14 protein-coding genes and 1 tRNA gene are annotated in these 11,657 nt (G+C 56.7%); 9 read left to right on the forward strand and 6 right to left on the reverse strand.

All coding sequences use genetic code 11. The features are described from left to right. Positions 1-69 precede the first annotated feature (69 nt). The 4 genes from ACR3EM_RS02570 (at position 70) to ACR3EM_RS02585 (ending at position 4,617) form a co-directional block, all read left to right on the forward strand. Positions 70-450 carry a response regulator transcription factor gene (locus tag ACR3EM_RS02570; RefSeq protein ID WP_480469255.1) on the forward strand — a complete coding sequence of 127 codons (381 nt, stop codon included), beginning with the start codon at positions 70-72 and terminating at the stop codon, positions 448-450. After that, positions 447-767, forward strand: coding sequence for a hypothetical protein (locus ACR3EM_RS02575; RefSeq protein ID WP_480469256.1), 321 nt, complete (start codon positions 447-449; stop codon positions 765-767). The genes ACR3EM_RS02570 and ACR3EM_RS02575 overlap by 4 nt, the downstream gene beginning before the upstream one ends. Beyond that, positions 755-3,436: an ATP-binding protein gene (locus tag ACR3EM_RS02580; RefSeq protein WP_480469257.1), complete on the forward strand. Its 2,682-nt coding sequence runs from the start codon at positions 755-757 to the stop codon at positions 3,434-3,436. Before ACR3EM_RS02575 ends, ACR3EM_RS02580 begins: the two co-directional genes overlap by 13 nt. A gap of 77 nt (positions 3,437-3,513) precedes the next feature. Further along, positions 3,514-4,617: a FliM/FliN family flagellar motor switch protein gene (locus ACR3EM_RS02585; protein ID WP_480469258.1), complete on the forward strand. Its 1,104-nt coding sequence runs from the start codon at positions 3,514-3,516 to the stop codon at positions 4,615-4,617. A gap of 4 nt (positions 4,618-4,621) precedes the next feature. Here ACR3EM_RS02585 and ACR3EM_RS02590 read toward each other — a convergent pair whose 3' ends face one another. Genes ACR3EM_RS02590 through ACR3EM_RS02605 form a run of 4 tightly spaced genes read right to left on the reverse strand, consistent with a single transcriptional unit; the run spans position 4,622 to position 6,808 of the window. Then, positions 4,622-5,050: a protein tyrosine phosphatase family protein gene (locus ACR3EM_RS02590; protein ID WP_480469259.1), complete on the reverse strand. Its 429-nt coding sequence runs from the start codon at positions 5,048-5,050 to the stop codon at positions 4,622-4,624. A 9-nt stretch (positions 5,051-5,059) separates the two neighbouring features. Beyond that, positions 5,060-5,491 carry a DUF6691 family protein gene (locus tag ACR3EM_RS02595; RefSeq protein ID WP_480469260.1) on the reverse strand — a complete coding sequence of 144 codons (432 nt, stop codon included), beginning with the start codon at positions 5,489-5,491 and terminating at the stop codon, positions 5,060-5,062. Then, positions 5,491-5,919 carry a YeeE/YedE family protein gene (locus tag ACR3EM_RS02600; RefSeq protein ID WP_480469261.1) on the reverse strand — a complete coding sequence of 143 codons (429 nt, stop codon included), beginning with the start codon at positions 5,917-5,919 and terminating at the stop codon, positions 5,491-5,493. The genes ACR3EM_RS02595 and ACR3EM_RS02600 overlap by 1 nt, the downstream gene beginning before the upstream one ends. Before the next feature lie 25 nt (positions 5,920-5,944). Further along, the gene (locus ACR3EM_RS02605) at positions 5,945-6,808 is read right to left on the reverse strand and encodes an MBL fold metallo-hydrolase (RefSeq protein ID WP_480469262.1); all 864 of its coding nucleotides are present in this window, start codon (positions 6,806-6,808) and stop codon (positions 5,945-5,947) included. 242 nt (positions 6,809-7,050) lie between these two features. Here ACR3EM_RS02605 and ACR3EM_RS02610 point away from each other — a divergent pair, with 242 nt between their 5' ends. Continuing rightward, the gene (locus ACR3EM_RS02610) at positions 7,051-7,266 is read left to right on the forward strand and encodes a hypothetical protein (RefSeq protein ID WP_480469263.1); all 216 of its coding nucleotides are present in this window, start codon (positions 7,051-7,053) and stop codon (positions 7,264-7,266) included. A gap of 9 nt (positions 7,267-7,275) precedes the next feature. Here the strand turns inward: ACR3EM_RS02610 and ACR3EM_RS02615 are convergent, their stop codons facing one another. Further along, positions 7,276-7,494, reverse strand: a complete 219-nt coding sequence (locus ACR3EM_RS02615; protein WP_480469264.1) for a hypothetical protein — start codon at positions 7,492-7,494, stop codon at positions 7,276-7,278. A gap of 163 nt (positions 7,495-7,657) precedes the next feature. Here ACR3EM_RS02615 and ACR3EM_RS02620 point away from each other — a divergent pair, with 163 nt between their 5' ends. Continuing rightward, the gene (locus ACR3EM_RS02620; RefSeq protein ID WP_480469265.1) at positions 7,658-7,924 is read left to right on the forward strand and encodes a DUF2312 domain-containing protein; all 267 of its coding nucleotides are present in this window, start codon (positions 7,658-7,660) and stop codon (positions 7,922-7,924) included. 9 nt (positions 7,925-7,933) lie between these two features. Here ACR3EM_RS02620 and ACR3EM_RS02625 read toward each other — a convergent pair whose 3' ends face one another. Next, positions 7,934-8,809, reverse strand: coding sequence for a hypothetical protein (locus ACR3EM_RS02625; RefSeq protein WP_480469266.1), 876 nt, complete (start codon positions 8,807-8,809; stop codon positions 7,934-7,936). A gap of 181 nt (positions 8,810-8,990) precedes the next feature. On the opposite strand from ACR3EM_RS02625, the gene ACR3EM_RS02630 reads away from it, so the two are divergent. The 3 genes from ACR3EM_RS02630 to ACR3EM_RS02640 all read left to right on the forward strand — a co-directional run bounded on the left by ACR3EM_RS02630 (position 8,991) and on the right by ACR3EM_RS02640 (position 11,306). Beyond that, positions 8,991-9,066, forward strand: a tRNA-Thr gene (locus tag ACR3EM_RS02630). A 91-nt stretch (positions 9,067-9,157) separates the two neighbouring features. Further along, positions 9,158-10,483 (forward strand): tyrosine-type recombinase/integrase, encoded by a 1,326-nt coding sequence (locus ACR3EM_RS02635; protein WP_480469267.1) that lies wholly within the window; start codon positions 9,158-9,160, stop codon positions 10,481-10,483. A 358-nt stretch (positions 10,484-10,841) separates the two neighbouring features. Beyond that, positions 10,842-11,306: a hypothetical protein gene (locus ACR3EM_RS02640; protein WP_480469268.1), complete on the forward strand. Its 465-nt coding sequence runs from the start codon at positions 10,842-10,844 to the stop codon at positions 11,304-11,306. The last annotated feature ends 351 nt before the right edge of the window (positions 11,307-11,657 follow it).

An 11,657-nucleotide genomic window follows, 5' to 3' on the forward strand; every position in this document is an offset into this window, starting at 1 on the left:
GGCAGAACGCTTAAGCTGTTTTAGACAGGTGGCCGGACGTGCGACCGGTCATGGGGAGGAATTGCAAATATGAGCCGTAAGGTTCTGCTGATCGAGGATGAGCCCAACATCACCGAAGCGATCCGGTTTCTGCTGACGCGCGAGGGTTGGCAGGTCGAGACCCATGCCGAGGGCACGAATGCAGTGCAGGTCGTGCTGGCGGCCCGGCCCGATCTGGTCATTCTGGATGTGATGCTGCCGGGCAAAAACGGCATGGAGATATTGCGTGATCTGCGCGAGCACGATGAGATGCAGGGCCTGCCGGTTCTGATGCTGACCGCGCGCGGGCAATCCCGCGACCGCGAGATGGCAGAGCAGGCCGGGGTCAGCCGTTTCATGACCAAGCCGTTCTCGAATACCGAGGTTCTGACAGCTGTGCGTGATCTGCACGCGCAGGCCTCGCGATCATGAGCCCCTCGGACGAGGGTGAGGACTCTGGCGGTCCGGTTCGACCGTCGCTTTTTCTGGAGCGTCAAAGCTATCGCCGCCGCAGACTGGCTGACGCGGCGCGCCTGTTGCCGTTTCTGGGGGCGGCATTGCTGGCCCTTCCGTTGCTCTGGCCTGACAGCAATGGTGAAACCGATGCGCTGTCGCTGTCGTCAGCGATGTTCTACATCTTTGCGTGCTGGGGTGTTCTGATCCTGATCAGCCTGATTTTCGGTTTTGCAGCCCGGCGTATGGCCGCGCGTGAGAAAGCCGAATCCGGGGCCGAGCTATGGCAACGCTGAACGTCCTGATACTGGTCTGTCTGGGCTATGTCGTGTTGTTGTTCGGCGTGGCCTTTGCCGCCGACCGGCTTGCTGCGCGCGGAGGCGGGAAGTGGTTGCGTTCACCACTGATCTACACGTTATCGCTGTCGATCTACTGCACGGCCTGGACGTTCTATGGAGCCGTCGGCAATGCCGCGCGGTCGGGGCTTGAGTTCGTCACCATCTATCTGGGTCCGACGCTGGTGATGGTGAGTTGGTGGTGGGGTCTGCGCAAGCTGGTGCGGATCGGACGCAGCCAGCGGGTGACCTCGATCGCTGACTTGATCTCGTCGCGCTATGGCAAGTCGAACACGCTGGCGGTTTGCGTGACCATTCTGGCGGTTCTGGGGGGCACTCCGTATATCGCGTTGCAGCTGCAGTCGATCACGCTGTCGTTTTCGATCTTTGCCGAGGCAGATCCGACCGGCCTCTATCGCGAAGGCTCCAGCGTGTTCTGGGTGGCCACTGGGCTTGCAGTGTTTGCGATCCTGTTCGGCACGCGAAACCTGGACGCCAACGAGCGGCACCACGGCGTTGTCACGGCCATCGCATTGGAGTCGGTGGTCAAACTGTTTGCCTTGCTGGCGGTTGGTATCTTCGTCGTGTGGGGTATCGCCGGTGGAATCGGCCCGATGATGGATCGAATTGATGCATCGGAAATCGGTCAGTGGAGAGTGGATGCCGGGCGGTGGACCACCTTCATCTTCCTGTCGGCTGCGGCCTTTGTCTGTCTGCCGCGGATGTTCCAGGTGATGGTTGTCGAAAACGATGACGAAAGCCATCTGCGCACCGCGGCCTGGGCCTTTCCGCTGTATCTGCTGTTGATGAGCCTCTTTGTGGTGCCGATTGCCGTGGTCGGTCTGGACTTGCTGCCGGAGGGGTCGAACCCGGACCTGTTCGTACTGACGGTGCCCCTGTCACAAGGCAATGACTGGCTGGCGATGCTCTCCTTTATCGGCGGCTTCTCATCTGCCACTTCGATGGTGATCGTGACCGCCATGGCGTTGTCGACGATGGTTTCGAACCATGTGGTCATGCCGATCTGGCTGAATACGCATGAGGGGGCGGGTTCGGTTTCAGGCGATGTGCGCACGATCGTGCTGATGGCCCGGCGGGTATCAATCGCAGCGATTATGGCGCTGGGTTATTTTTACTATCGCCTGTCCGGAGGCGGTGCGGCGCTGGCCTCCATCGGGTTGGTGGCTTTTGCCGGGATTTCGCAGATTTTGCCGGCCCTTGTGGGGGGATTGTTTTGGCGCGGGGCGACGCGAACAGGGGCTCTGGTCGGACTGAGCGTCGGCTTCTTCCTTTGGATTTACACGTTGCTGTTGCCGGGCATGGGCGGAGGAATCATCGCACCTTCGGTAATTGAGAACGGCCCCTTCGGCTGGGGTTGGCTGCGCCCGCAAGCCTTGTTCGGGATCGAGGGGATCGATCCGATGGTGCATACTGTGATGTGGTCCCTGTCGCTGAATACGATCGCCTTCTGCGTTGCCTCGATGCTGAGTTTTCCCAGTCCGCTCGAACGCCTTCAGGGGGCACAGTTCGTCAACGTCTTCGATCATTCCGCCGCACCGCGCGGATGGACCGGATCAGTGGCGCAGAGCGAAGATTTGATGATCATGACCCAGCGTATTCTGGGAACGTTGCCTGCGCAGGAGTTTTTTCAGGCCGAGGTTGCGCGGCAAAAGGGCCGCCCCGGTCGTTTGCCCGAACCTACGCCGCAATTTCTGGAGCGTCTTGAGCGCGAATTGAGCGGCTCGGTCGGTGCCGCAACCGCGCATGCCATGATCGGGCAGATTGTCGGCGGCGCGTCGGTCTCGGTCGAGGACCTGCTGGCCGTGGCCGACGAATCTGCGCAGCTGCTTGAGTATTCCGGCCAGCTCGAAGTGAAGTCGGCCGAGCTGAGCCGTACTGCGCGGCAGCTGCGCGAGGCGAACGCAAAGCTGACTCAGGTATCGATGCAGAAAGATGCGTTTCTCAGCCAGGTCAGTCACGAATTGCGGACCCCGATGACCTCGATCCGGGCGTTCTCTGAGATCATGCGCGACACTGATGGATTGAGTGATGCCGAGCAGACCCGTTACGCGGCGATCATTCATGATGAAGCGCTGCGTCTGACGCGCCTTTTGGATGATCTGCTGGACTTGAGCGTATTGGAAAGTGGTCAAGTCAGTCTGAACATAGGTGAGGCGACGCTGAGCCAGGTGCTGGACCGCGCTGTTTCGAGCGCGCTTACGGGTGGCGAGCGGAAACTGGCGGTGAAACGTGTGCGCCCGTCCGAGCGGATTCAGCTCCACACGGATCTGGACCGTCTGGGGCAAGTGTTTATCAACCTGATCTCGAACGCGCAGAAGTATTGCAACGCGGCCGAGCCGGTGCTGACCATTTCCGCTCATGATGTGGGCGGCCAAGTGGTGATCGATTTCATCGACAATGGGAGTGGTATCCCGTTCGAGGCGCAATCGATGGTGTTCGAGAAATTCGCCCGCGTCGGTTCCGACAAGGCAGGCGGGGCCGGGCTGGGCCTCGCGATTTGTCGCGAGATCATGCAGCGCCTTGGAGGCGAAGTGGCTTATCTGCCCGGGCAGGGCGGTGCAGCATTCCGGGTCAGCCTACCGCTGGCTTATCGGCAGGCGGCACAATGACGATGATATAAAGACATTCGTAACGCCCGCCGGGCTACACCAAGAGTCGCAATATCGACAAACGGTGGATTCGGGCGATGACAGTTCAGGCCAAGCCAGCATTGGCGCGCAAGCTTTCGGCAGGACAGGACAGCGTGGCTGAACCGCCTCGTTCGATCCTGCGCGCCTTGCGGCTCGGGTTGGCGCGCGCTGCAGGCGATGGGCTGGGGCTGGGCTTGTCGGTGATCGGGGCAAAGTATGCCAAGCGCGCGCTGCCCGAGTTGGCCGAAAGGCTGCAAGACAGCTGGCTGTTGTTGCTATTTCTATCCGAGCAGGCAGGTGCGGCAGCGGTGTGCCTGAATCCGGGATGTGTTTCGGCCATTGTCCAGCAGCAAACAATCGGGATGGTCACATCCGACCCACCGTCTGAACGCGTCTTTACCGATACGGATGCGGCAATGACCGCGCCATTGGTCGAGGATATGTTGGGCCGTGCGCGCGGTCTTGTTGACGGGCCAGTGGATCTTATAAGTCTTTCGGGGTATGAATATGCATCGCGGTCCGAGAATGTGCAGGCGCTGCTGCTTGCGATGACGTATGACAGTTACCGTGTTGTAGAACTGACGGTCGAGCTTGCCGGTGGTGCACGGCAGGGTGAGATTTGCATCTTACTGCCTGACCCTCCGCTGTCAGAAAAGGAACAGGCTGAGCAGGAAAACACTCCGGGCCTGAGGCTACAGCAGGCCTCAGGCGTGATGCGGGCCGAGTTGAATGCCGTGCTCTGTCGCATGTCCCTGCCGCTGACCAGCCTGTCCGAACTGGACGTGGGGGATGTTCTTCCGCTGAGCGTGGCAAAGCTGGATAAAGTTCAGATTACGACGATCGAGCGGGGGCGGATGGCGATAGGACGGTTGGGGCAGTGCGGCGGAATGCGGGCAGTTCGGATCAACGAACACCACGCCTCTACGGCTTTGACCTATTCAGAGCCGCAACCGTTTCTACCCAGCCGGCCTCGAACTGACAACGCGGGTGGGCAAGATATCTCGACGGCATCTGAAATCGGACTGACCGAGGGTTTGAGTGATCTCACGTCGATCGGTGTTGATGACGATGCCAGTGATTTGCTGCCCACCGATTCCAAGCAGATGATCTCAGAGATTTCGCAGCTCGCAGGTCTTCCGAGGTCTGATGAAACAGGCTGAAGCGTCAGCTCTGGTTTCTCATCTGGTTCAGCGCGGGACGCAGGTTATCCAGTGCGTAGCCTGCCTTGCTGGTGGCATCGAGAATGTCATCCGTGCTCAATCGATCGCATTGCCCAAACGCCCAGACCACCGAACACCGCGTTCCCGAGGCGCAATACGCCAGGACAGGCCCGCTGCAATTCTCAGCCATATCGCGCTGACGGGCGACATTTTCGGGCGTCATTGTTTGGTGTGTCAATTCCAACACCTCGTACTCCAGCCCGGCGTCGCGCACGGCCTGACCGATTGCATCGGATTGCTGATCCGGTGGAACTTCGGAATTGGGTCGGTTGCAGATCACCTTGGCAAATCCTGCAGCGGCGATGGCTGGCACGTCCTCGACCGTGATCTGAGGCGAGACGGCGTAGCGGGGGGTAATCGGTCGAATCTCCATGGTAATTGCTTAGGCCGCGTTTGCGATCCTGTCCAGTTGTGCCCCCACCTTCGGGGCCGCAAACATGCCTGCGATCATCGCTATCAGGAACACAATTCCGCCAGCACCGCCATAACTCAGCGACGCCATGGCTGGACCCGGGCACAAACCCGCCAGCCCCCAGCCAACACCGAACAGTACCGAACCGACAACGAGACGACGATCAAGCTCCACCCGCAGCGGGGCAGGGAAGGTGCCGCCGACCACCGGGCCCCCGCTTCGTGTCAGCCGCCACGCGACCAGCATTGGCAGGATCGCTCCGCCCATGACAAAGGCAAGCGTCGGGTCCCAATTGCCGAACACATCCAGCCAGCCCTGCACCTTGGTGGTGTCGGTCATGCCTGAAATCAAAAGCCCTGTACCAAACAGTGACCCTGCGAGGAAAGCAAACAGTCCGCGCATCAGATAACCCCCAAAGTATGGCGAAACAGAACAACGGTCAGCCCGCCCGCCAGAATGTAGAAAACGGTTGCCACGATACCCCGAAGCGAAAACCGAGAAATGCCGCAAACCCCGTGTCCCGACGTGCAGCCATTGGCGATGCGGGTGCCAATACCTACCAACAAGCCAGCCATAATTACGATGGCCATGTCTCCCGTCAGATGGGTCTGCGACTGCGGCGCGATCAGCGGGCGCAGCAGAAACGGCATCAGGATCAGTCCGGCCAAGAACGCCAGCCGCTCGGTGATCACGCTGCGGTCATTGCGTTCGAGCAACCCGCCAAGGATGCCGCTCGCGCCCATGATGCGACCGTTGCAAAGAAGATAAACGGCAGCGCCCAATCCGATCAGAAGCCCTCCGACCAGACCCCAGACCCATTCAATCATCATGGTCGGTTCCTCTTACTTTCATGCGTCAAAGTTTGTTGACCGGGATCTTCATGAAGACGTCGCCCTTTTCATCCGCTGGCGGCATCTGCCCGGCCCGCATATTCACCTGCAATGACGGCAGGATAAGGCGTGGCATCGCAAGTGTTGCGTCACGGGCGTCGCGCATCTCGACGAATTCCTCGACGCTGCGGCCCTGACCAATATGGATGTTCAGTGCCTTCTGCTCGCCCACCGTGGTCTCCCACGCATATTCATCCCGGCCTGGAGCCTTGTAGTCATGCCCGACATAGATGCGTGTCTCATCAGGTAAAGACAGGATCTTCTGGATCGAGGCATAAAGGTCTGCTGACGATCCGCCCGGAAAATCGCAGCGTGCGGTTCCGAAATCAGGCATGAACAGCGTGTCCCCCACGAAGGCGGCATCGCCGATGACGTAGGTCATGCAAGCGGGCGTATGCCCGGGCGTGTGCAGAACGTCCCCTCGCATCTGCCCGATGTGAAAGCTGTCGCCTTCGGAAAACAGCGCGTCGAACTGGCTGCCATCCCGCTGGAATTCGGTCCCTTCGTTGAACACTTTGCCGAACGTGTCTTGCACGACGACGATATTCTCGCCAATCCCGATTTTCCCGCCCAATCTCTCCTGAAGATAAGGTGCGGCCGAGAGATGGTCGGCGTGAACATGGCTCTCCAAGATCCACTCGACCTTCAGCCCGTTCTCTCGGACATACTCCACGATTTGATCCGCCGAGGCTGTATCGGTGCGCCCGGAAGCATGATCAAAATCCAACACGCTGTCGATAATGGCGCAGGCTTGACCTTCGGGTTCTTGCACGACGTATGACACGGTGAAGGTCTGAGGATCGAAAAAGGCTTTCACAATAGGCGTCATGAGTTCCTCCGAGGGTTTCAGTACATATAGTAATAGTGGAATATGATGCAAGTTCCAAATCACGATTTGATGTCTGTCAAGGCAAACCGTCTGTTGTTTGTATATCCTTTAAGCGACCTGCGGCGTATCGCCAATTTTTTGCAGGGTCTTGGCAAGAATTTGCGATACGTTGATCGAGTCTCATGCTGATCTTATTTCTGTTACGTAAATGAGGCAGACTGGCATTTAGTGGGAGGACGCAAATGACTGCTCAGGATCTCTACACCGAAGCGGAACGTCTTGAACAAAAGCTTCACGGTGCATGTCTGGACACGCGGCTGGAACTGCAACCTTGTGTCAGCGAAGTGTTGGACAAGATGCGCGCGCGGGGCGTTCAGATACCGTCGCGGCTGCGGCGGCTTGACGCGGCGCTGGTCGAGGATGCGCTGGAAGCGCGGTTTGACAATATGCCGGTCTGACCGGAGTGGTCACCCAAAGGAAATCCCGAGGATGACCAGCATCAAACCGATAACGGACAGGAATAATGACGCAAGGTTCCAGGGCAGAACTGCCTGAACCGCTGCGCGCAACTCGTCATCCGTAAGGCCGGATTTGCGCGCCTTCATCACACGCAGGATACACCAGACAAGGCCGAGCAACCCGGCCAGCGATAGGGCGGCTCCGCCCCAGACGATCATGTCGAACATGGTATCTTAACCACCCTTCTGAACTGAGACCGCGCTTAGCGGATCAAAGAACGCCAGACAAGCCTGCCATATAGAAAGCAAGCTTGCGGTCGGGCGGACGGCGATGTATCCGGCAAACTGCCCGGTGATCCGGTATCATTTTCAGCCCTTGGGAGACACACAGATGGAAGATATCACCGAAGATCAGGCCGCAGCCAACTACCGCGTGACAGCAGGTGAGCTGCGCCAGTTCGTCGAACGGTTCGAACGTCTGGAGGCTGAAAAGAAAGACATAGCGGATCAGCAGAAAGAGGTCATGGCCGAAGCCAAGGCGCGCGGCTACGACACTAAAGTGATGCGCAAGGTCATCGCACTACGCAAGCGTGACAAGGACGACATCGCTGAAGAGGAAGCGGTGCTTGAAATGTATAAAGAAGCGCTTGGCATGTAGCGCGCGCCTTCAGGGTTTAATGAACCGGATATCTGGCATGCTTTGCAATCGTGCCAGATCCTGTTCATAGAGCTCTGTAAAGGCGCTGACGATACCCTGATCCCAGCCGGTCAGCTCAACTTCTTCCTCGATCGCTTCGATTTGTGCGTGTTCCTGAAAGATCTTCGCCAGTTCGGCTTTCAGACCGGCGTCGTTGGGCAGTAGGCCCTGTCCTGTCAATTGCTGAAGTTCCTGTTTTCCAGCAGCGGACAAGAGAGACGACAAAAACTCATACTCCGATTCCAGTGGCGTATCTTCGGGCAATCCCGCCAGCATCCGAGCGAGATCACCCCAGATCAACGGGGAATCTTCATTGCTCCAAAGCGTTATCTTCACATCAGGCGCCAAGTCGCGCACATCTTCGATCATAGTGAGCCAGCTCAGGCAGCTCAGGTCGGTTGATCGTAGGATGCCTTCCCGTTCAGCTGGGGAGAGTGACATCAAAACCTTCGGAATATAGCTGCCGGGATTGCGCAATCCGACAAATAGCTCGACCGTATCTTCCGCAAAAAGCTGATCGAGCAGCGCCAACCGTTTCCCGGCCTGCGAATAGAACTGCCCGTCCATTAAGGCGGTTGTTCGTTCGCCGATATATTCTGTACTGGACAGCACGGCGCGGTTAATCTCACGCGCTTTCGGGACGATTTTCCGAAATCTTCCGAGCGTTATTTCGGCAGGCGGCCTGTCGCCAACCGGTCCCAAAGCCGGTTTGAACGTGTTTTTGTAAGCTCGGCCACCCCAATACGCCGCGCCATGCTGTCCTATGGCCTTTGCATTTGTCTGGAGCAGCTTGAGCAGAGTGCCCTGGTCAGTAAAGTGCGCTCCGGCGTGGATGGCCACTTGCATCGATTTGTTCCCTCCATCCGTCCGGTCGTGCCAGTTGGGTTACAGCCTGCCTTCGACGCAGTCAAATTGCTATTCTGAAGGTTGATTTTCTGATGAACCGGCAGAAAAGCAGTCGCGTATTAAGATCACGCAAAAATTCGCACTTGCAGTCGCTGGCCCAAGGCATTAATCGGCTCCCAGTGCCCCTATAGCTCAGCTGGTAGAGCAACTGATTTGTAATCAGTAGGTCCGCGGTTCGAGTCCGTGTGGGGGCACCACTTCTCTTCAAGAAACCCTTTATTTCCTTGATAATAGCGCGTTCGGATGTCTATCACGACACACACTGCGACACACATCGAGGACACAAAGATGGCCCTAAGCACCAAAATCAAACATGTGGACAAGCGGCCAAACGGGGTTCTGAGATTTAGAAGACGGTTCCCGAAAGATGTTGCTGAAGTGCTTGGCGAGCCAGCCTTGCAGGGTCACATCAAAAATCGCGAAGGTCTCGCCTTTCACCGAGAGTATCAGGCCATTATGCAGGAATTCGACCGGATGGTGTCCGAGGTTCGCAGCCGTATCACCGGCAATGACACGAGATCACCAATAGAAAGATGGCATGAGGCGCTCCTCAAGCGTGAAGAGTTGGTTTCTGAGACCATAGGCCTCGAAGAAGACCCAGAGTTTGCCGCTAGGGAGATTGCTAAAGGTCTCTCCGAAAAGAGCAATATAGACCCCCTTTTATTGAAAGCGTTGGTGAACCCCGATGCCGACGCACCTAAACTGTCATTGCAAGATGCCAAGAGCATGTATGCACGGGACAAGCGCATGCGCGAAAATGAGGTTGTCCGTCTGGACCGGATTACACGCCGCCTTGAGGAAGCCATAGGACCCCTCGATAAGGTGAACCTCGAAGGTCTTCGTAGAGATCATGGCAGGCGTTACATGGACCTGATGCTCAATACGACCAAGTTAAACGGTCAGCCCTTATCTGTCGCTACATGCGCCAAGGAGTGCAAGATCATCGCTGCTATGGTCAACCATGCAGTTCGCGAAGGTGATATCGACGCCAAAAACCCGTTCATCGGTCTCCCTTGGCCCAAAGACACTGGCCCTAAGGTGAACAAGAAGCTGCCCCTGCCGGATGACTTGATCGAGAGGATCGAAGAGCGACTCAAGGACGGGCGAACCAAGGAGCTAACAACGATATGGCGGCTGCTGAAAGGCACAGGCATGCGTCTCGGTGAAGTCGCGGGTCTTTCACAAGAAGACATCGCCCTCAAAGCAGAAACTCCTCACATCCTAGTTCGCCCAAATGCAATACGTGACCTCAAAACCGCGTCAAGCAACCGCTCTGTTCCGCTCTCAGGAGATGCGCTGACAGCTGCTGAGGAAGCCCTTGAGGGTGTCGGGTCAGGTGAACCTATTTTCACTCGATATACGCGTGAAAGGGGCGCTGATGCTGCTTCTGCTGCTTTGATGAAGGCCGTTAGGGCGGAAACCAAAGACAAGCGACTAACTGTGCACGGGCTGAGACACCGAGTATCCGACAAACTGAGAGATGCAGGGGCACCTGTTGAGGTTCGTCATGGTTTCCTAGGGCACTCATCTACGGCTATCGCTGAGAGCACCTACGGGTCTCCTCAGGCCCGATTGATTGAGTTCGCAAAGTGGGCTGAGAGGGCGGGACTATAGGCCATTTCGTCATAGTAGCTTGTTTCCGATAGCAGGAAGCCGCAAGGGTGGATTCTTAATTTTAATATAGCAAATACAATATCTTAATGGGATGCGCCTCGACTTTCTGCGTAGTGAAAATGTTGTCGTGAGGGCCGCAATTCGTGTGTCGTGGGAGTTGGTCGTTGAGCCGTGTTATTTCTAGGAAGGACGTTTGATGAAGCTCGCATCTGTATGCACCATCTTGCGCGAGCTACCGTTTCATACAGAACTCTCGAGTTTCTTAGAATAACGTCAAGGAACCATTCAATCGGGCTACAAGGGTAGTTATGTTGGCGGTATACAAAATGGACTGGGCCGTTGCATGAGATGGCCCAGAGTGAAACAGACCAATTTGAGGCAAGAGTTGTCTATGAATAGCAGCGACACGGATCGCCAGAAAGACATTGATTGGAACGAGAAGATGGTGGAAAGCCGCATGCGAGATCTGACCGCCAATCTCATGAGAATTGCTAGGGGGCGGGGGAAGCTATACGAAGTCGAAGCGCAGGTAATGGAACTGGCAAATGAGCTAGCTAAGCATCGCGAGCTTACCTCACACGGAGTTTCGCCGCATATCTATCAAAAAGCACTGTTGCTTGACCCGGAAGCCCGGTCTGATGACGCAGATGCAGCCGAAAGGCACAGAGCACAAGCCACGATTGTTCAGGGTGCACTACAGCTCGCTGCTTCCGAAATACTGGGCCAAAATACATTCAGAAGTAAGGGCGACGAAGAAATCTCTGAGGGCGTCAGAATGTATGAGGCTTGGCGAAAAAAATGGACGCATGAGACAGAAAGTTAGGTTGGCTATTCGGTTCCCTTGAGCTTGACTTTGCGCGAGCTTGAAAGAGTGCTGGGTTGCATGTTCTCGAGCGTCTTGGTCGGTTACTACACCCCTGCGCACTTCGCTGTCTTGTTGGAATATCCTAGCTGCCCCCTGACAGAACACCTCAGAGAATTCGTTGTAGACTGCGTCTGACGGGGTGCTGCACATCATATCGAGCTTATCGTCGTAGAGAAATTTCTGGTTTAACTGCAATTTTTTGGGTGATAGCTCGATTCAATTTGTCTCGGAGTTAAGCTGCGGCATTGAGTTTTTTGTGAGATTCAAGCAGTGTAGCCACCAAAGCGCATATTAAGCGCTGAAGAAATA

It is taken from the genome of Ruegeria sp. AH3, assembly GCF_056536265.1.

What these genes read in the sequence shown, in the direction of transcription:
- ACR3EM_RS02570 (WP_480469255.1), top strand. Translation starts at nt 70, where the DNA reads ATGAGCCGTAAGGTTCTGCTGATCGAGGATGAGCCCAACATCACCGAA.
- ACR3EM_RS02575 (WP_480469256.1), top strand. Translation starts at nt 447, where the DNA reads ATGAGCCCCTCGGACGAGGGTGAGGACTCTGGCGGTCCGGTTCGACCG.
- ACR3EM_RS02580 (WP_480469257.1), top strand. Translation starts at nt 755, where the DNA reads ATGGCAACGCTGAACGTCCTGATACTGGTCTGTCTGGGCTATGTCGTG.
- ACR3EM_RS02585 (WP_480469258.1), top strand. Translation starts at nt 3,514, where the DNA reads ATGACAGTTCAGGCCAAGCCAGCATTGGCGCGCAAGCTTTCGGCAGGA.
- ACR3EM_RS02590 (WP_480469259.1), bottom strand. Translation starts at nt 5,050, where the DNA reads ATGGAGATTCGACCGATTACCCCCCGCTACGCCGTCTCGCCTCAGATC.
- ACR3EM_RS02595 (WP_480469260.1), bottom strand. Translation starts at nt 5,491, where the DNA reads ATGCGCGGACTGTTTGCTTTCCTCGCAGGGTCACTGTTTGGTACAGGG.
- ACR3EM_RS02600 (WP_480469261.1), bottom strand. Translation starts at nt 5,919, where the DNA reads ATGATGATTGAATGGGTCTGGGGTCTGGTCGGAGGGCTTCTGATCGGA.
- ACR3EM_RS02605 (WP_480469262.1), bottom strand. Translation starts at nt 6,808, where the DNA reads ATGACGCCTATTGTGAAAGCCTTTTTCGATCCTCAGACCTTCACCGTG.
- ACR3EM_RS02610 (WP_480469263.1), top strand. Translation starts at nt 7,051, where the DNA reads ATGACTGCTCAGGATCTCTACACCGAAGCGGAACGTCTTGAACAAAAG.
- ACR3EM_RS02615 (WP_480469264.1), bottom strand. Translation starts at nt 7,494, where the DNA reads ATGTTCGACATGATCGTCTGGGGCGGAGCCGCCCTATCGCTGGCCGGG.
- ACR3EM_RS02620 (WP_480469265.1), top strand. Translation starts at nt 7,658, where the DNA reads ATGGAAGATATCACCGAAGATCAGGCCGCAGCCAACTACCGCGTGACA.
- ACR3EM_RS02625 (WP_480469266.1), bottom strand. Translation starts at nt 8,809, where the DNA reads ATGCAAGTGGCCATCCACGCCGGAGCGCACTTTACTGACCAGGGCACT.
- ACR3EM_RS02635 (WP_480469267.1), top strand. Translation starts at nt 9,158, where the DNA reads ATGGCCCTAAGCACCAAAATCAAACATGTGGACAAGCGGCCAAACGGG.